This is a genomic window from Streptomyces sp. NBC_01433 (assembly GCF_026340105.1).
In the GTDB taxonomy this organism is placed as follows: domain Bacteria; phylum Actinomycetota; class Actinomycetes; order Streptomycetales; family Streptomycetaceae; genus Streptomyces.
In genome coordinates this window covers 1,793,489-1,811,546 of record NZ_JAPEPM010000001.1, presented here as the reverse complement: position 1 = coordinate 1,811,546, position 18,058 = coordinate 1,793,489, and the positions used below count along the sequence as shown (strand labels likewise).

The window sequence follows — 18,058 nt, the reverse complement described above, 5'->3', positions numbered from 1 at the left end:
CCGCTATTCGGTGGACTTGAGGGGGTGCAGTGAGGTGCGCAGCACCGCGCAGGGGCGGCCCAGTTGACGGTCCGGCCGATGGCCGATGACTTCGTAGCCGAGTGAGGTCCAGAAGGCGAGCGCGCGGGGGTTGTTCTCCAGGACCGCGATCCGTAGGCCGTTCCGCCCCGCCGCCCGGAACCGCTCGGCGACGAGTCCGGCCAACTGCCGCCCGTACCCGGCGCGCTGCTGCCCGGCGTCGACCATCAGGAGGCCGATCCAGGGGTCGGGGTCGGCCGGGTCCGGATGGTGGGCGAGCGTCACGGCGACGCCGACGAGCGCGCCGTGCGAACGGGCGAGCAGCACCTCGGCGTCCGGGTGGGCCAGGTCGTCGGCGAGCGCGGCGGCGACCTGCTCGGGGCGGACGTCGTCCGGGTCCGGGAAGTCGCCGCTGAGCTGGTGGAACGCCCGGTTGGAGGCGTAGAGCGCGGAGAGTTCGGTGAGCAGCGGACCGGGGATGCCGTGGGTCACCGTGTCGAGGCCCAGCGGTTCGATGATCATGCGGCGCACCCTACGCGGGGGCCGTGCCCGTCCCCTTGAGGCACCCGTACCGCCGCCGGCCGTGACGCGCGGGAGCCCCCGGCTGTGACACACGGGAGCCCCCGCCCGTGACGCACGGGAGCCCCCGGCCGGGGTACGGCCGGGGGCTCCCGCGGAACAGTCAGGTTCGCGTCAGAGGTTGACGCCGAAGTCCTTGGCGATACCGGCCAGCCCGCTCGCGTAACCCTGGCCGACCGCGCGGAACTTCCACTCGGCACCGTTGCGGTAGAGCTCGCCGAAGACCATGGCGGTCTCGGTGGCGGCGTCCTCGCTCAGGTCGTAGCGGGCGAGCTCGGTGCCGCCGGCCTGGTTGATGATGCGAATGAACGCGTTGCGGACCTGGCCGAAGTTCTGGTTGCGGTTCTCGGCGTCGTAGATGGAGACCGGGAAGACGATCTTGTCCACGTCGGCCGGCAGACCCGCCAGGTTGACGTTGATCTGCTCGTCGTCGCCCTCGCCCTGGCCCGTGACGTTGTCACCGGTGTGGACGATGGTCTGGTCCGGCGTCGACTTGTTGTTGAAGAAGACGAAGTGGCCGTCGGAGACGACCTTCCCCGCCGGGTTGACCGCGATCGCCGAGGCGTCGAGGTCGAAGTCGGTGCCGGTGGTGGTGCGGACGTCCCAGCCGAGGCCGACCGTAACGGCGGTCAGGCCCGGTGCCTCCTTGGTGAGCGAGACGTTGCCGCCCTTGGACAGGCTTACAGCCATGGGAAGTCCCTTTCCTTCGTCGTGTACGGGCTTCGTGTCATCACGAAAGCTACCGTCACCCGTCATAACGCAGGCAATGGACCACGAGGTTCCTGGTCGCTTTACTTTCTTTGCCGAACTTCTGGCCCAATGTGTCGGACGGGTGTGGCAAAAGAAGGTGACGGAAGGCCCGTGGGGCAGGGAACATGGGTGTCATGTCCGGGCCCTATGTCATCCGCGGTTCGGTCTCCCTGCCGGAGGCCGAGCTCATGTGGCGTTTCTCGCGGTCCTCCGGGCCGGGCGGCCAGCACGTCAACACCAGCGACTCCCAGGTGGAGCTGCGCTTCGACGTGGCGGCGACCGAGGCGCTCCCCGAGGTGTGGAAGGCGCGGGCGCTGGAGCGGCTGGCGGGCCGGCTGGTCAACGGCGTGGTGGCGGTGCGGGCCTCCGAGCACCGTTCCCAGTGGCGCAACCGCGAGACGGCCGCCGTCCGGCTCGCCTCGCTGCTGGCCGAGGCCACGGCGCCACCGCCCAAGCCGCGCCGCAAGAGCCGGATCCCGCGCGGGATCAACGAGCGCAGGCTGCGGGAGAAGAAGCAGCGCGGCGACACGAAGCGCGGCCGTTCGGGCCGAGACTGGTAGCGGGCCGGTGGCGGGGGCGCCGACGAGCTGCTCCGCGCGCCGGTCCGGGTGGGCGTCGGCCCATGGGGTGCGCGCGCCGGTCCGGTGGGCGTCAGTCCAGCTGGCGGTAGCGACCCTTGAAGTACGCCAGCGGGTCGCCGTCCGCGCTCGGCAGGGTCGCCGTCAGCACCCGTCCGATCACCAGCGTGTGGTCACCGGCCAGGACGCGCTGTTCCGTACGGCATTCCAGTGTCGCGAGCGCTCCGCCGACCAGCGGCGCGTTCGTCACCTCTCCCCGGAGGTAGGGGATGTCCTCGAAGAGCAGCCGGTCGCTGATCCGGCCCTTCATGGCGAACCGGCCCGCGATGTGCCGCTGGCTTCCCGCCAGTACGGAGACCGCCCACAGCGGCTGCTCCGACAGCAGGTCGTCCATCCGGGAGTCGTTGCGCAGGCTCACCAGCACCAGGGGCGGGTCCAGGGACACGGACATGAAGGCCGTCGCCGTCATACCGACGTCCTCACCCCGGCCGTGCTCGTCGAGCGGTGGCTCCTGCGCGGTGACCAGCACCACTCCTGCGGCCAGCCGCGCGAGGGCGGCACGGAACTCGTCGTTGCTCACCCCCTCAGCATGGGGGACGGGCTCGGGACGCGGGGCGGGGGGCTTTGTCTGCAACACACGGGGCACGCTAGCCGTGAGCGCCGGGCGACCGCATCGGGCCAGGGGACCAGCCGGGTCCTAGGACTCCGGAACCACGGGGGGCTCCACGGCGTGGCGGGGGCCACTGCAACGTAAGGATTTGCGTTCAAGAAAACGATGGGCGACTTCGAAGAGTCACTGCCAACCCTTCACCACCTGTTGTGACTTGAGTCACAGAGTGCAGTATTTGTTGACCCTGTGTACCGGGTGCACAGCTCACTGTGATTCAGTGAGCGTGACACTGCAAGTAGTACGTCGATATGAAACCTGGAGTTGCTGTCGAGGTCTCGGGGAGTGCGAGCAATGGAGGCCGAGTCGGAACCGTACGTTCGTCTTGCGACCATGCGGCAGCTGCACCAGGCCGTCGCTGATCTCAATACGGCGCGGAGTCTGGCGGACACGCTGCAGACAGTGGCCGACGGCATCGTTGCCGGTCTCGGCTACGAACTGGGCTGTGTGAACCTCGTCCGGCCCGATGGTGACCTCGTCATCGCCGCCTTCGCGGGCAATTCCGCGGCCGAAGCCCTGATCACCGGACGCGTCGGCTCCCGTTCCTCGTGGGAACGCAGGCTGACCATGGGCGAGGCCTGGGACGAGCTCCGGTTCATACCGCACACCGAGGGCTGGGTCCTCCTCGACGACGACGTACCGCAGTGGCACACCGAGGGGCCCGAGCCCCGGTTCGAGGACGAGTGGCATCCCCTGGACCGGCTCTACGCCCCGATGTACGCGTCCGGCGGTGGGCAGGATCTTCTGGGCGTTCTCTCCGTCGACCGCCCCCGCAACGGTCGCCGCCCCGGCGCGTGGGGGCGCGAAGCCCTCCAGATGTACGCATCACAGGCAGCGATTGCGATCAGTAACGCTCGCCTCAGAGCAAATATGCAGCGCGCGCTGGTCAGGCTCGAACGGGAACAGCAGGCACTGCGGGCCAGCGAGGAGTCCTTCCGCCAGGCGTTCGAATACGCCCCCAGCGGTATGGCCATCGCCGAGATGGGCGGGGACCAGCACGGCAGGCTGCTGCGCACCAACGACGCCCTGTGCCGGCTGCTGGGCCGCCCCGCCTCCGTACTGCGCCGCTACTCCTTCGCCGACCTGGTCCACCCCGAGGACATCGGCACCCTGCTGCGTACGTCGGCCGAGGGCGGCCGGGCCGAGCTGCGGCTGGGGCGCCGGGACGGCACGTACCTCTGGGTCTCGCTGCGCAACTCCGTCGTGGCCGACACCGCGGACGGCCCCCGCTTCCTGCTCACCCATGTCGAGGACATAGAGGAGCGCAAGCGCCATGAGCTGAACCTCGCGCACCGCGCCTCGCACGACGCCCTCACCGGGCTGCCCAACAGCGCCGAGCTCAAGTCCCGGCTCAGCGCCCGGATCTGTGAGCGCCCGCACTCCACCGCCACCACGGCGATCGAGGCGCTGGACGCGGCGTACGGCGATGTCGAGACCTCCCGTACGCACGGCTTCCAGCCCGACGGCTACGAGACGGACCCGGTGCCGGGCGGTGGCCCGTACGACCACCATGTGCACACGGCGGCACCGGACGCGGACAAGGACGACGGGGCGAAGGGGCTCGCTGTCCTCTTCTGCGACCTCGACGGCTTCAAGTCCATCAATGACCGTTTCGGGCATCACACAGGGGACGCCGTACTGATCGAGGTCGCCCGGCGGCTCAGCACCTGTGTGCGCGACGGGGACACCGTCGCGCGGCTCGGAGGTGACGAATTCGTCGTGCTCGCGGACGGGCTGGGCGCCGCAGACGCCGCTGACCTGGCCGTACGCCTGCGAAATGCCATTATTCCGCCCATCCGGGTGGACGGCAGGGCGGTCCGGGTCGGGGCGAGCTTCGGTATCGGATGGGCCGAGTGCGGCATGACGGTGGAAGAGGTCCTGCGCTCCGCCGACCAGCGGATGTACGTGGAGAAGCGGTCCCGGTCGAAGGTTCACCGCAGGGCCGGCTGACGTTCACGGCACGGTCTCTCCCGTGCCCGGACCGGTTCGCGGTACCGCACCGGTGGGGTGACGGCAAATTCGGCGGGTGCTCCGTTCGAGGTAGGCTCGGCCGGTCGGCGACGGCTGGCGACATGGTGAGGAGTGACCCAGGGATGACGGCCGGAAACAACGGCGCGAGCAAGCCCGAGGACGACGATCCGTTCGGCTACCTGTACGCGGACGGACAAGCGGCGGGAGCCCAGCCGCCCGGTCAGGGCGGCTACGGCTACCCCGGCCCGGCCGCGCAGCCCGGCGTGCCCAGAACCTCGTACAACCAGGTGCGGACCGTCGGCGAGCGCCAGTACGGGCAGCAGGTTCCGCATCAGCAGCAGGCGTACGGCCAGCAGGCCCCGCCGCACTACGGCCAGCCGAACGCGCAGTACGCGGCCCCCGAGACCTACCCCGGTGGCGCGCCCACCTCCCAGGTCCCGCGTCAGGGCGGCAGGGACGGCGGTCCGGGCCGTGGCGGCCCCAACACCAAGGCCCTGCTGATCGTGGCGGTCGCCGTGGTCGCGGTCGTGCTCATCGGCATCGGCGTCGTCCTGACGACGGGCGACAACGGTGACAAGAAGAAGAGCGAGGCCGGATCGTCGGCCGGTCCCACCGGTGAGGTCAAGGAATCCCCGAAGACCGAGAATCCCAAGAAGCCGGAGGAGTCGGCCGAACTGCCGAAGCAGGACGCGGCGACGCTGACGCTCGGCGGCTCGGCCCTGACCGAGAAGACGGTCAAGGGCGCACAGGGCGCCGGGGGCACGTACATCACGGGCTTCAACCAGGTCGGCGCCTCGGCGACCTGGAAGGCGAACATGCCGGATTCCGGTGAGTACGCCCTGACCGTGCGCTACGCGATTCCGGCGGTGGACGCCTTCGCGACCCTCACGGTCAACGGCAAGGCGAACTCGCAGCCGATCGGGCTGAAGAACTTCATCAAGTCCTCCGACGCGAACTGGGAGAAGAACTGGCAGACCACCTGGGCGCCGGTCACCCTCCAGAAGGGCGAGAACGAGATCAAGATCTCGTGCGAGGACGGCAATCAGTGCAACGTGATCCTCGACTGGGTCGAGGTCACCCCGCCCAAGTAGTCCCGAGCGTTCCGCGGCGCCGCCCCCGGCCCCGTGTCACCGCGGCGATCGAGCCGTGGTGACACGGGGCCGGAGGCGGCGCCGTTTCATGTCCGGTCAGCCCATCAGCCCGTCAGCCCATCAGCCGCAGGAAACCCGCCACCGTCCCGGCCATCGCCTCGCGAGCCGGGACGAGGTATTTGCGCGGGTCCACGCCCGTCGGGTGCTCGGCCAGGTGGGCCCGTACCGCGCCGGTGAACGCGGTGTTCAGGGCCGTGCCCACGTTGATCTTGACCATGCCCGAGGTCACCGCCTGCCGGATCTCCGCGTCGGGGACGCCGCTGGAGCCGTGCAGCACCAGGGGGACCGGGACCGCGTCGCGCAGCCGGGTGATCAGGGGGTGGTCCAGGGCGGCGGTGCGCTCGGTCATCGCGTGCGAGGAGCCGACCGCGACGGCCAGGGCGTCCACCCCGGTACCGGCGACATACGCGGCGGCCTCGGCCGGGTCGGTGCGGACGCCGGGGGCGTGGGCGTCCAGCGGGGCCTCACCCTCCTTGCCGCCGACCTTGCCCAGCTCCGCCTCGATCCACAGGCCACGCTCGTGGCCCCAGCGGACGGCTTCCGCGGTGGCCTTCACGTTCTCGTCGTACGGGAGCTTGGAGGCGTCGAACATCACCGAGCCGAAGCCCTCCCCGTGCGCCCGGTGCAGCAGCTCGACGGACTCGACGTGATCGAGGTGGAGGGCGAGCGGTGCGGTCGAGGCGCGGGCCACGGCGGCGGCCGCGGCGGCGACGGCGGAGAGCAGCCCGCCGTGGAACTTGACGGCGTTCTCGGATATCTGGAGGATCGCGGGCGCTCCGGCGCGCTCCGCCCCCATCGCGATGGCCTCGGCGTGCTCCAGCGTGATGACGTTGAAGGCGGCGATCCCGCGGCCCTCGGCCTGTGCGGCCGAGACGAGTTCACCGGTGCTGACGAGCGGCATGATGCCCCCTGCTTGCTGTTGTGCTGAGTGGTGCTGGACTCCCGCGTCGCGTCCGCGGCGTCGTCCCGGCCCGCGCGGTTCAGGCCGCGGGCGCGAGGCGTTCGACGCCGACGCGCGGCAACAGCCCGGCGTAGGCCGGGCCGTCGAACTCCCCGGCCGCCGGGGCCAGCACGGTCGCCGTCGACAGTGCCACCGCCCTGGTCAGCCGGTCCGGCCAGCTCAGGCCCTCGGCGAGGCCGGACAGCAGTCCGGCCACCGCCGAGTCGCCCGCGCCGGTCGGATTGCCCTGTACGGCGGCCGGCGGGGAAGCCCGCCAGGCGCCGTCCGGGGTGACGGCGAGCATGCCGTCCGCCCCGAGTGACGCGATCACGCTGTGGGCGCCGTGGCGACGGGCGTCATGGGCGGCGCGCAGCGGTTCGCGGGCGCCGGTGAGCTGGGCCAGCTCGTCGGCGTTCGGCTTGACGAGGTCGGGGCGGGCCGCGATGCCGCGGCGCAGCGGTTCGCCGCTGGTGTCCAGCAGCACGGGGACCCCGGCGGTGCGGGCGAGCCGGACCAGTTCCGCGTACGCGCCGACGTGGACGCCGGGCGGCAGGCTGCCGCAGAGGGCGACCGCGTCGGCTCCGCTGAGCAGGTCCTCGTACGTCCGGAGGAAGGCGGCCCATTCACCGGCGCTCACCTGTGGTCCCGGCTCGTTGAACTGGGTGGTGTCGCCGGTCGAGCGGTCGACGACGGCCAGCGTGCGACGGGTGTTCCCGGCGACGGTGACCAGGGCGTCGCGCGGGGGCGGGGCCATGGCAGCGGTTCCGGCTTCGGCGGAAGACCCGGCTCCGGCTTCGGCGGAAGGACCGGCTCCGGCGGCGGAGGCTCCGGTTCCGGCGTGTCCCGTCTCCGCCAGGAGCTCGCGCAGTACAGCCCCGGTGGAGCCGCCCACGAACCCGGTGACCACCGTCTCGTGGCCGAGCGCGGAGAGCACCCGGGCCACGTTCAGACCCTTGCCGCCGGGGCGTTCGGACATCTCGCCCACCCGGTGGCTGCTGTGCGGGACGAGTGCCGGAACGGCGTACGTCACATCGAGTGCGGTGTTCAGCGTGACGGTCAGGATCATCCGCGCCGACCCCCCATCCTTTGGTGCCTCGGCCCTTTGCCGCCTTGATAGAACGCGCTTACCCGCGCTGCGGCGGAAGCCCTGACGATCATGCCAAAGAGACGGCGGTCGGCCCAGTCCCCGGGGCCAACCGCCGTCTCTTCGTTACGTGCTCGACCCGCCGTCGGCGGCGGGCGACAGGTGCCGTTCTACGGCTCGATGATCCATTCGCCCTTGCGCATGACGCCCTTCAGCGCGAAGTCCGCGTCCAGGACCACCAGGTCCGCGTCCTTGCCCGGATCCAGCGAGCCGACCCTGTCGTCCACGCCGAGCAGCCGCGCCGGGTTGGCGGAGATGGACCGCACGACGTCGTCCACCGGAATCCGGTCGACCGTCACGGCCCGCCGGAACGCGGTGTCCAGGGTGAGGGTGGAGCCCGCGATCGAGCCGCCCTCCACCAGCCGGGCGACCCCGTCCTTGACCTCGACCGCGAGCGGGCCCAGCTGGTACTGGCCGTCGCCGAAACCGGCCGCGTCCATCGCGTCGGTGATCAGCGCGACGCGGTCGGCGCCCGCGTGGTGGTAGGCCAGTTGCAGGGAGGCCGGGTGCAGATGCGTGCCGTCGTTGATCAGCTCGACGGTGATCCGCTCGTCCTCCAGGAGGGCGGCGATCGGACCGGGGGTGCGGTGGCCGAGGGGCGGCATCGCGTTGTAGAGGTGCGTGGCGACGGTGGCGCCCGCGTCGATGGCCTCGACGGTCTGCTCGTACGTCGCGTCGGTGTGGCCGATCGCGGCGATGACCCCGTGCTCGGCGAGCAGGCGCACCGAGTCGATGCCGCCGGGCAGTTCGGTGGCGAGGGTGAACATCTTCGCCGTACCGCGCGCCGCGTCCATCAGCTTGCGGACCTCGGCCGGGTCCGGGTCGCGCAGCAGCTTCTCGCTGTGCGCGCCCTTGCGGCACGGGGAGATGAACGGGCCCTCGAAGTGGATTCCGGCCAGGTCGCCCTGCTCGACCAGTTCGGAGAGGACCCCGGCCCGCTGGGCGAGGAAGTCCATCTCACCGGTGACGGTGGAGGCGACCAGGGTGGTGGTGCCGTGCTCGCGGTGCGTGCGGACGCCCGTGAGGACCTCGTCCACGGTGCCGGAGGTGAACGAGGCGCCGCCGCCACCGTGGTTGTGCATGTCGACGAAGCCGGGGACCACCCAGTGGCCCGTGAGGTCGACGGTCCGGGCGCCCTCCGGCGAGCTGCCGGAGATCCGGGTGCCTTCGACGATCACCCGGCCGTTCTCGACGGTCCCGGTGGGAAGTACCACCCGGGCCCCTGCGAGAACGGTGCTGTCTGCGCGTCCGGCCATCAGGCGGATACCTCCGTGGAGAGTAGATCCCAGGCGAGCAGCCCTGCGCCCAGGCATCCGGCGGTGTCCCCGAGGGCCGCCGGGACGATGCGGGGCAGTTTCTGGAACGTGACGCGTTCCTCGACGGCCGCACGCAGTGGTGTGAACAAGGTTTCCCCGGCCTCGGCCAGACCGCCACCGATGATGAGCATGCGGGGGTCCAGCAAGGTGAGCGCGGTGACCAGTCCGGCGGCGAGCGCGTCGACCGCGTCCAGCCAGACCCGGATCGCCGCGGGGTCGCCCGCCTCGACGGCCTTCGCGCAGTCCGCCGCGTCCGCCTCGGGGTTCGAGGAGGCGGCGGCCCAGGCCCGGGTCACCGCGGACGCGGACGCCAGGGTCTCCATGCAGCCGCGCTGGCCGCAGCCGCATTCCGGGCCGTCCGGCCGGACCACGAGGTGGCCGATCTCGCCCGCGTAACCGTGGGCGCCCGCCTCGATGGAGCCGTCGATCCCGATGGCCCCGGCTATCCCGGTGCCCAGCGGCACGAACAGGAAGCGGTCCGCGCCCTGCCCGGCCCCGATCCGCCCCTCGGCGAGACCGCCGGTCCTGACGTCGTGGCCGAGCGCGACGGGTACGCCGCCGAGCCGCTTGCCGAGCAGGTCGCGCAGCGGTACGTCGCTCCAGCCCAGGTTCGAGGCGTAGACCAGGATCCCGTTCTCGACGTCGATGATGCCGGGCACGGCGACCCCGGCGGCGACGGCGCTCTCGCCGAAGTGCTCCTCGCCGTACGCGCGCAGATCCGCGGCGAACGTGAGGATGGTTTCGACGACGGCATCGGGACCGCGCTCGCGCCCGGTGGCCCGTCGCGCCTTGTGGAGGAGCGTGCCGTCGGTCCCGACCAGCGCGGCCTTCATTCCTGTGCCGCCCACATCGAGGGCGATGACATGTCTCACGGGAGACAGTTTCGCCCGCCGACCCCTAAAAGGTCTAGTCCACTAGGGTTGTTTGTTGCGCATGCATACAAAATCATCGGCACCGTGGCCCGGGTTGCCCCTTTGTGTACGTTGCCGAAGTGAGATGCCGGTGGTGTAGACCTTTAGGCCGCGGGTGGGGGAAACTCGCAGTTCTTCCGGACGACGTCCGCGCAGTGCCGGAGTCGCGGCCGCGGGGCGCGAAGGCGACGGGACTCCGCCGGTCCGTGAGCGATGCGTGCCAGAGCGATGCGACCGACGAGGATGGGCGGGGCTGTGCAGCGACGCTTTATGGGTTGGACCGCGGTAGTGGCCGCACTCGGTATGACAGCGGCGTTGACGGCCTGCGGCGGTGACGGCGGCTCGGAGGACGTCACCCTCAAGCTGGTCGCCGCCGACTACGGCACCAGTGCGGCCAACCACTCCGAGAAGTACTGGAACCGTGTCGCCGAGGGCTTCGAGAAGGCCCACCCCGGCATCAAGGTCGACGTCCGCGTCTACCCGTGGACGGACGTCGACCGCGAGGTCGCCGAGATGGTGAAGGCCGGGAAGGCCCCGGACATCGCCCAGATCGGGGCGTACGCCGACTACGCCAAGGCGGGCAAGATCTACACCGCCGACCAGATGCTCGCCATCCGCACCCAGGCCAACTTCCTCCCGGTGCTGAGCGACGCGGGCAAGATCCGGGGCCGGCAGTACGGGCTGCCGTTCGTCGCGAGCACCCGGCTGCTCTTCTACAACAAGAAGCTCTTCCGCCAGGCCGGTCTCGACGCCCCGCAGACCTGGGACGACATCCAGCGCCACGCCTCCGCGCTCAAGCAGCGTGGTGTCGACTACCCGTTCGCGCTGCCGCTCGGCCAGGAGGAATCCCAGGCCGAGACCATGATGTGGCTGCTCAGCGGGGGCGGTGGCTACACCGATGACGTCGGTTCGTACGACATCGACTCCGACAGGAACGTCGCCACGCTCCAGTGGCTGAAGGACAACCTGGTCGGCAAGGGGCTCACCGGTCCCGTCGAGCCCGGCAAGCTCGACCGGGCGAAGGCGTTCGTCGCGTTCACCAAGGGCGAGGTCGGCATGCTCAACGGGCACCCCACGCTGATGCGGAAGGCCGAGGCGAAGGGCATCGATGTCGGCATGGTGCCGCTGCCCGGCATCGACGGTCCGACGCAGGGCACGATGGGCGTCGCCGACTGGATGATGGGCTTCAAGCAGAACGACCACCGCAGGGAGATCGGTACGTTCTTCGACTACGCGTACTCGGACGAGAACGTGCTGGCCTTCGCCGACGAGTACGACATGATGCCGGTGACCGGCAGCGCGTCCGCGGTGATGGAGACCGACGCCAAGCACAAGCCGCTGCGGGGCTTCCTGGAGGCGCTGCCGAACTCGCAGTTCTACCCGTACGCCAAGACGTCCTGGGCCGGTGTCAGTGAGGGCCTCAAGAAGAACATCGGCGACGCGGTCGCCCCGGACGGCAACCCCCGGAGCGTCCTCTCAGCGATCGCCAGTGCGGCGAGCCGGGCGGAGAGCGCGGAGTAGCGGGCCCGGTGGCGGTGTCCGGGGCGGGAGCTAGGTTGGTTGATATGACCGCCCCCGAGAACGGACCCGACAACGCGCTGTCCGACCGGGACCGCGGGCTGCTGGCCCTGGAGCGGCGCTCCTGGGCGGGCCCCGGGGCGAAGGAGCGGGCGATCCGCGAGGAACTGGGGATCTCGCCGGTGCGCTACTACCAGCTCCTGAACGCGCTGATCGAGGACCGTCGGGCGCTGGCGGAGGACCCCATCACGGTGAATCGGCTGCGCCGGATACGGGACGCGAGGCGGGACCGCCGCTGAGGCGCGGCCCGCACCGCGGGGAGCGGGGAGTCTGCGCGGGGTCGGCGTACAGGCCGGGCGTACAGGGCGGAGGGGCTTTTCCCGCCCCCGGGGGCTTCGGGCGCTATAGGGTCGAAGCATGGGCAGACACACCGAACTCCTGCCGACCCCGAGTACCCCCGCCGGCCGTGAGGGCCTTGCCGCACTCCTCGCCCGGCCCGACCGCGCGGTCGTCGCTCTCGACTTCGACGGCACGCTCGCCGACATCGTCCCCGACCCCGAGCAGGCCCGCGCCCACCCCGGCGCCGTTCCCGCGCTCGCCGCGCTCGCCCCGAAGGTCGCCTCGGTCGCCGTGATCACCGGGCGCCCGGCCGGTGTCGCGGTCCGCCACGGCGGCTTCGCCGGAGTGCCGGGCCTCGATCATCTCGTCGTCCTCGGCCACTACGGGGCCGAGCGCTGGGACGCCGTCACCGGCACCGTCCACGCCCCCGCCCCGCACCCCGGCGTCGCCGCGGTCCGGGCCGAACTCCCCGGCGTACTGCACGAGTCCGGTGCCTGGCACGGCACCTGGGTGGAGGAGAAGGGGCAGGCCCTCGCCGTCCACACCCGCCGCGCCGAGGACCCGCAGGCCGCCTTCGAGTCGCTGCGCGGGCCCCTCGGAGAGCTCTCGGCCCGGCACGGCCTGATCGTCGAACCGGGGCGCCTGGTGCTGGAGTTGCGCCCGCCCGGCATGGACAAGGGCGTCGCGCTGGCGGAGTACGTACGGGAGCTGGACGCCGAGTCCGTCCTGTACGCGGGTGACGACCTCGGCGACCTCGCGGCGTTCGCCACCGTGGAGAAGCTGCGCACCGAGGGGCCGGACGGCATCCCCGGTCTGCTGGTGTGCAGCGGCAGCGCCGAGGTTCCCGAACTGGCCGAGCGGGCGGATCTGTTGCTGCCCGGACCGGCGGCCGTGGTCGGCTTCCTCGCGGACCTGGCACGGCACCTCCGGCTCCAGTAGCTCCCGGTTCCGCCCCCAGTAGCTCCCAGTCCGGTCCGCGCGGGCACCTCCACCTCCGGCCCCAGTAGCTCCAGGTCCCGTCCGCGCCCCGGGCCCGGGTCAGTCGCGCCGCAGCGCCTCCAGCTGGTCCAGGAACCACTGCTGCGGCGGCAGCGCGGTCGCCGCGGCGGCCAGCCGCTCGCAGCGTTCGGCCCGTTCGCCGCTCTCCATCGACAGCGCCTCGTGCAGGGCGGCGGCCGTCGCGGTCACGTCGTACGGGTTCACCACGATCGCGTCGGCGCCCAGCTCCTCGTACGCCCCCGCCTCCCGCGACAGCACCAGGACGCAGCCGCGGTCGGAGACGACCGGGACCTCCTTGGCGACCAGGTTCATGCCGTCGCGGATCGGGTTGACCAGGGCCACGTCCGCCAGCCGGTACGCGGCCAGGGAGCGTGCGAAGTCGTCCTTGACGTGGAGGACGACGGGGGTCCAGCCGGGCGTGCCGTAGGCGGCGTTGATCTCGTCGGCCAGGGTCTGCACCGCCGCCGTGTACTCCCGGTACACCGCGAGGTCCTGCCGTGAGGGGTAGGCGAAGGCGACATGGACCACCCGTTCGCGCCACTCGGGGCGCGCGTCGAGCAGGGCGCGGTAGGCGTGCAGGCCGCGGACGATGTTCTTGGAGAGTTCCGTACGGTCCACCCGGACGATCGTCCGGCGGTCGCCGTCGCCGCCCACCTGCTCCCGCAGCGCTGCCATCCGCTCGTCCACGTCCGGCTCGTGCGCGCGGCGCCGCAGGAAGTCCGCGTCCGCGCCGAGCCCGTGCACCCCGATGCGGGTCCGCCCCGTGCCGCCCAGGATCTCCGTGCAGCAGCTGATGAAGGCGTCCGCCCAGCGCCGGGTCAGGAACGCCGCCCGGTCCGCGCCCAGGATGCCCCGCAGCAGCTGTTCACCGATGTCGTCGGGCAGCAGGCGGAAGTAGTCGACGGGCGCCCACGGGGTGTGCGAGAAGTGGCCGATGCGCAGGTCGGGGCGGAGTTCCCGGAGCAGGCCGGGGACCAGCGCGAGGTGGTAGTCCTGCACCAGGACGGCCGCACCCGGCCCCGCCTCCTCGGCGAGTGCCTCGGCGAAGGCCCGGTTGTACGTCTCGTACGAGGCCCACTGGCGCCGGAACTCCGCGTCGAAGACCGGCTCGACGGGCGTCTGGTAGAGCAGGTGGTGGACGAACCACAGGACGGAGTTCGCGATCCCGTTGTACGCGTCGGCGTGCACGTCGGCGTCGATGTCGAGCATCCGTACGCCCGGCTCACCGACCCCGCGCCGGACCGCCTCGCGGTCGCCGTCGCCCAGGGCCGCGCACACCCACAGCTTGTTGTCGACGGCGCTCAGGCCGGAGACGAGGCCGCCCCCGCCCCGTTTCGACGCGAGCGAGCCGTCCTCGCTCAGCGAGTACGACACCGGGCCGCGGTTGGACGCGACGAGAACCTGGGCAGCGTGCTCGGAGACCATGTAGCGGAACCTAGCCCGTTCGGGAAGCCGTCAAACGCGATTGGTTACGCCACACCGAACACGGCCGGTACCGGACCGTCCCCGCCGCACGCGGCCCAGTGGCTCATGCCGCCCGGTGCGCCTCATGCGGCCCGGTACCTCAAGCGCCCGCGCCGCCCGGCGCCTCACGCGGCCCGGCGATCGGTGTACTCCGCGATCTCCCGCATCGGCGGCCGCTCCTCGGTGTCCACCGCATGGGTGCGCGGTACGAAGCCGTTCTCGCCCCGCTCGAACTGGGTGAGCGCGGGCCGCACGAGATGTCCCCGGGAGAGCCGCAGCTGCGCGGTGCGGTAGATCGCCGCCGCCATCCGGCCCAGCGCCTGACCGTCCTGGTGGCGGTGCTTGCGCACGCCGACATCGACCTGCGCCAGCGCGTCCAGGCCCACGGTGTGCAGGGCGTCGACGAGCAGCCCCAGCTCCACTCCGTAACCGACGGGGAAGGGCAGCCGCTCCAGCAGGGAGCGCCGCACCGCGTATTCGCCGCCCAGCGGCTGGACGAACCCGGCCAGCTGCGGCCAGTGCAGATTGAGCAGGGGGCGCGCCACCAGTTCCGTGACCCGGCCGCCCTGACCTGCGGCTTCTCCCAGGGGGCGGTCGTACATCGCCTTGACGAACTGCACGGACGGGTCGGTGAGCAGCGGTCCGACGATGCCGGAGACGAAGTCGGCGGAGAAGTCCTTGAGGTCGGCGTCGATGAAGCAGACGATCTCGCCGCTCGTCACGAGGAGCGACCGCCACAGCACCTCGCCCTTGCCGGGCAGGGCCGGTATCCGCGGGAGTATCGCGTCCCGGTGCACCACCCGGGCGCCCGCGCGGCGGGCGGCGTCGGCGGTGGCGTCGGTGGAACCGGAGTCGATCACCACAAGTTCATCGACGAGCCGGACCTTCTCCATCAGCTCGCGCCGGATCGTCGTCACGATGGCGCCGACCGTCGCCTCCTCGTTCAGGGCGGGCAGGACGACGCTCACGCTCGCCCGGCGTGGATCCCTGGCTCGCGCGGCGACGAGCCGGTCCAGCGGGCGGTCGGCGGCTGACCAGGAACGCCTGGTCAGCCAGCGTTCCACCTCTTCCAGCACGGTCGATACTCCCTGTATGTGATTCATCTCGCGGTTCGGACGACTATCTCAACGGTCCGGTGCTTCGGTTACAGTCTTGAACAACGCGGATGGCCGTCGCATGTCGGGGTCCGTCCGCCAATAAATGCCTGGATCGAAGATCCAGTGCCACAGCGCTCATCCAGAGGGACTGAGGGAACGGCCCGTTGAAGTCCCGGCAACCCTCCCGCCGACCGCTGAGGTCACGGTGGGGAAGGTGCCAATTCCGTCTTGTGGCGAAATGCGTCGCAAGGAAGATGAGGAGAAAGGGACCTCCGCCATCATGGCTGTTCAGACTGTTGCCGCATCCACCGATTCTGCTGTTTCCGCTGTGGATCTCGGCCCCGCCGCGGCGCTTTCCTGCCGCGAGTGCGGCGAGCGTTTCGAGCTCGGCCCCCTCTTCGCCTGCGCGTCCTGTTTCGGGCCGCTCGAAGTGGCGTACGACCTGCCGAGCGGCACCCCGGACGAGCTGAAGAAGCGCATCGAGGCCGGACCGAACAACATCTGGCGTTACGCGCCGCTGCTGCCGGTCCCCGCCGATGTCGCGGACAAGCCCAACATCAACCCCGGCTTCACCAAGCTGGTCAAGGCCGACAACCTCGCCCGTGAACTGGGCGTCACCGGTGGCCTGTACGTCAAGGACGACTCCGGCAACCCGACGCACTCCTTCAAGGACCGCGTCGTGGCCATCGCCGTCGAGGCCGCCCGCGCCTTCGGCTTCACCACCCTGTCCTGCTCCTCCACCGGCAACCTCGCCGGTGCGGTGGGCGCCGCCGCCGCCCGTGCCGGCTTCCGTTCCTGCGTGTTCATCCCGCACGACCTGGAGCAGGGCAAGGTCGTCATGGCCGCGGTGTACGGCGGTGAGCTGATCGGCATCGAGGGCAACTACGACGACGTCAACCGCTTCTGCTCGGAGCTCATCGGCGACCCGCTCGGCGAGGGCTGGGGCTTCGTCAACGTCAACCTGCGGCCGTACTACGGCGAGGGCTCCAAGACGCTGGCGTACGAGATCTGCGAGCAGCTCGGCTGGCGGCTGCCCGACCAGATCGTCATCCCGATCGCGTCCGGCTCGCAGCTCACGAAGATCGACAAGGGTCTCCAGGAGCTGATCAAGCTCGGTCTGGTCGAGGACAAGCCGTACAAGATCTTCGGCGCACAGGCCGAGGGCTGCTCCCCGGTCTCCACCGCCTTCAAGGCCGGTCACGACGTGGTGCGGCCCCAGAAGCCGAACACGATCGCCAAGTCCCTGGCGATCGGCAACCCGGCCGACGGCCCGTACGTCCTGGACATCGCCCGCCGCACCGGCGGCGCCGTCGAGGACGTCAACGACGAGCAGGTCGTCGACGCGATCAAGCTGCTGGCCCGCACCGAGGGCATCTTCGCCGAGACGGCGGGCGGGGTGACGGTCGGCGTGACCAAGAAGCTGATCGAGGCCGGTCTGCTCGACCCGTCGCTGACCACCGTCGTCCTGAACACCGGTGACGGCCTCAAGACGCTCGACGCGGTGGCCGCGACCTCGCAGGCGACCGCGACCATCCGGCCGAGCCTGGACGCGTTCCGCGAAGCCGGCCTCGCCGCCCTCTGATCACCCCGAGACCGAAGGAAGGCACCCCACCATGAGCGTCAAGGTCCGCATCCCCACCATCCTCCGCACCTACACGGACGGCCAGGCCGAGGTCGCCGCGGAGGGGACGAACCTCTCCGAGGTCATCGAGTCCCTGGAGAAGAACCACCCGGGCATCGCCGCCCGCGTCCTGGACGACCAGGGCAAGCTGCGCCGCTTCGTCAACGTGTACGTCAACGATGACGACGTGCGCTTCGAGGGCGGCCTGAAGGCGGCCACTCCGGACGGCGCGGGCATTTCGATCATTCCGGCAGTCGCCGGAGGCTGCTGACTTCACAGCGTGACCCCATTGCCCCCTCCGCGAGAGAAGCGGAGGGGGCAATTCTGCATGGTTGAGCGGGGTAGAGTTGGGGAAGCCCCCTCCGCTGCCCGTGCCGCCCGCATATGAGAATGCGCCCGGCCACGATAAGAAGCAGCCAATGTGGTTGAGCACCTTGCGGCGTAAGTTCCCTTTGTCGGGCCCGACTTGCCCAGGATCCTCACGTATTCCTCATATTCGTGTGTTCGGCCATGCCCAGAATTCTCGTCCGATTGACCTGTTGCAGAGGGCAGTTGGGCAGATACATTCGGCCGCGGTCGACGCGCTACGGCGCACGCACCCTCTTCTTTTCGGAGGGTGAGTTCTGACCCGGGCCCGCGAAGTGCGGTCCTGTGCAAGGGCCAGTAATAGGGGAGTTAGGCATGGCTCAGGGCACCGTCAAGTGGTTCAACGCGGAGAAGGGGTACGGCTTCATCGCGGTCGACGGTGGTGCGGATGTTTTCGTCCACTACAGCGCGATCCAGATGGACGGGTACCGCACCCTCGAAGAGGGTCAGCGAGTTGAATTCGAGATCTCGCAGGGCCAGAAGGGGCCGCAGGCGGACATGGTCAAGCTCGCCGTCGGCTGAGCTCGGCGCGGTCGGCCAACGACACTACTCACGCACTGAGGGCCCGTACCCCCTGGGGTACGGGCCCTCAGTGCGTGCCGGTGCCCTCGGTGCGTGCCGGTGGTGTG

At 70.7% G+C, this 18,058-nt stretch carries 18 protein-coding genes and 1 riboswitch; of the genes, 9 read left to right on the top strand and 9 right to left on the bottom strand.

Going from position 1 to position 18,058, the window contains the following annotated elements:
- Positions 1–3 precede the first annotated feature (3 nt).
- A complete protein-coding gene (locus OG413_RS08105) occupies positions 4–540 on the bottom strand; it encodes a GNAT family N-acetyltransferase (protein ID WP_266803866.1) in 537 nt (178 codons plus the stop codon).
- A gap of 171 nt (positions 541–711) precedes the next feature.
- A complete protein-coding gene (locus tag OG413_RS08100; RefSeq protein ID WP_073718690.1) occupies positions 712–1,287 on the bottom strand; it encodes a TerD family protein in 576 nt (191 codons plus the stop codon).
- Positions 1,288–1,472: 185 nt separating this feature from the next.
- Here OG413_RS08100 and arfB point away from each other — a divergent pair, with 185 nt between their 5' ends.
- On the top strand, positions 1,473–1,907 hold the full coding sequence (gene arfB, locus OG413_RS08095) for an alternative ribosome rescue aminoacyl-tRNA hydrolase ArfB (RefSeq protein ID WP_266803863.1): 435 nt from the start codon (positions 1,473–1,475) through the stop codon (positions 1,905–1,907).
- Positions 1,908–1,998: 91 nt separating this feature from the next.
- Here arfB and OG413_RS08090 read toward each other — a convergent pair whose 3' ends face one another.
- Positions 1,999–2,505 (bottom strand): flavin reductase family protein, encoded by a 507-nt coding sequence (locus OG413_RS08090; protein ID WP_266803861.1) that lies wholly within the window; start codon positions 2,503–2,505, stop codon positions 1,999–2,001.
- A gap of 381 nt (positions 2,506–2,886) precedes the next feature.
- On the opposite strand from OG413_RS08090, the gene cdgB reads away from it, so the two are divergent.
- Both cdgB and OG413_RS08080 read left to right on the top strand, forming a co-directional pair.
- Positions 2,887–4,542, top strand: coding sequence for a diguanylate cyclase CdgB (cdgB, locus tag OG413_RS08085; RefSeq protein WP_266803860.1), 1,656 nt, complete (start codon positions 2,887–2,889; stop codon positions 4,540–4,542).
- 143 nt (positions 4,543–4,685) lie between these two features.
- Positions 4,686–5,654 (top strand): CBM35 domain-containing protein, encoded by a 969-nt coding sequence (locus OG413_RS08080; RefSeq protein ID WP_266803859.1) that lies wholly within the window; start codon positions 4,686–4,688, stop codon positions 5,652–5,654.
- A 112-nt stretch (positions 5,655–5,766) separates the two neighbouring features.
- Here OG413_RS08080 and OG413_RS08075 read toward each other — a convergent pair whose 3' ends face one another.
- The 4 genes from OG413_RS08075 to OG413_RS08060 all read right to left on the bottom strand — a co-directional run bounded on the left by OG413_RS08075 (position 5,767) and on the right by OG413_RS08060 (position 9,986).
- Complete coding sequence (locus OG413_RS08075) at positions 5,767–6,615, bottom strand: class II fructose-bisphosphate aldolase (RefSeq protein ID WP_266803857.1); 849 nt, start codon at positions 6,613–6,615, stop codon at positions 5,767–5,769.
- Between the two features lie 79 nt (positions 6,616–6,694).
- Entirely contained in the window at positions 6,695–7,720 is a 1,026-nt protein-coding gene (locus tag OG413_RS08070; RefSeq protein WP_266803856.1) for a 1-phosphofructokinase family hexose kinase, read from the bottom strand.
- Between the two features lie 188 nt (positions 7,721–7,908).
- Complete coding sequence (nagA, locus tag OG413_RS08065; protein WP_266803855.1) at positions 7,909–9,054, bottom strand: N-acetylglucosamine-6-phosphate deacetylase; 1,146 nt, start codon at positions 9,052–9,054, stop codon at positions 7,909–7,911.
- Complete coding sequence (locus tag OG413_RS08060) at positions 9,054–9,986, bottom strand: ROK family protein (RefSeq protein WP_266803854.1); 933 nt, start codon at positions 9,984–9,986, stop codon at positions 9,054–9,056. The genes nagA and OG413_RS08060 overlap by 1 nt, the downstream gene beginning before the upstream one ends.
- 309 nt (positions 9,987–10,295) lie before the next feature.
- On the opposite strand from OG413_RS08060, the gene OG413_RS08055 reads away from it, so the two are divergent.
- From OG413_RS08055 to otsB, 3 genes are all read left to right on the top strand, one after another.
- Positions 10,296–11,546 carry an ABC transporter substrate-binding protein gene (locus tag OG413_RS08055; protein ID WP_266803852.1) on the top strand — a complete coding sequence of 417 codons (1,251 nt, stop codon included), beginning with the start codon at positions 10,296–10,298 and terminating at the stop codon, positions 11,544–11,546.
- A 44-nt stretch (positions 11,547–11,590) separates the two neighbouring features.
- Positions 11,591–11,842 carry a DUF3263 domain-containing protein gene (locus OG413_RS08050; protein WP_266803851.1) on the top strand — a complete coding sequence of 84 codons (252 nt, stop codon included), beginning with the start codon at positions 11,591–11,593 and terminating at the stop codon, positions 11,840–11,842.
- Between the two features lie 118 nt (positions 11,843–11,960).
- Entirely contained in the window at positions 11,961–12,821 is an 861-nt protein-coding gene (gene otsB / locus OG413_RS08045) for a trehalose-phosphatase (protein WP_266803849.1), read from the top strand.
- 99 nt (positions 12,822–12,920) lie between these two features.
- On the opposite strand, the gene OG413_RS08040 is transcribed toward otsB, so the two are convergent.
- Together OG413_RS08040 and OG413_RS08035 are read right to left on the bottom strand one after the other, a co-directional pair.
- Positions 12,921–14,306, bottom strand: a complete 1,386-nt coding sequence (locus tag OG413_RS08040; protein WP_266803847.1) for a trehalose-6-phosphate synthase — start codon at positions 14,304–14,306, stop codon at positions 12,921–12,923.
- A 164-nt stretch (positions 14,307–14,470) separates the two neighbouring features.
- Positions 14,471–15,421, bottom strand: a complete 951-nt coding sequence (locus OG413_RS08035) for a glucosyl-3-phosphoglycerate synthase (RefSeq protein ID WP_266809981.1) — start codon at positions 15,419–15,421, stop codon at positions 14,471–14,473.
- A gap of 153 nt (positions 15,422–15,574) precedes the next feature.
- Positions 15,575–15,703: riboswitch (SAM riboswitch) on the top strand.
- Between the two features lie 19 nt (positions 15,704–15,722).
- On the opposite strand from OG413_RS08035, the gene thrC reads away from it, so the two are divergent.
- The 3 genes from thrC to OG413_RS08020 all read left to right on the top strand — a co-directional run bounded on the left by thrC (position 15,723) and on the right by OG413_RS08020 (position 17,951).
- Positions 15,723–17,024: a threonine synthase gene (gene thrC / locus OG413_RS08030; protein ID WP_266803845.1), complete on the top strand. Its 1,302-nt coding sequence runs from the start codon at positions 15,723–15,725 to the stop codon at positions 17,022–17,024.
- A 31-nt stretch (positions 17,025–17,055) separates the two neighbouring features.
- Positions 17,056–17,334: a MoaD/ThiS family protein gene (locus tag OG413_RS08025; RefSeq protein WP_266803843.1), complete on the top strand. Its 279-nt coding sequence runs from the start codon at positions 17,056–17,058 to the stop codon at positions 17,332–17,334.
- 410 nt (positions 17,335–17,744) lie between these two features.
- Positions 17,745–17,951 (top strand): cold-shock protein, encoded by a 207-nt coding sequence (locus OG413_RS08020; RefSeq protein WP_003967346.1) that lies wholly within the window; start codon positions 17,745–17,747, stop codon positions 17,949–17,951.
- Positions 17,952–18,058 lie beyond the last annotated feature (107 nt).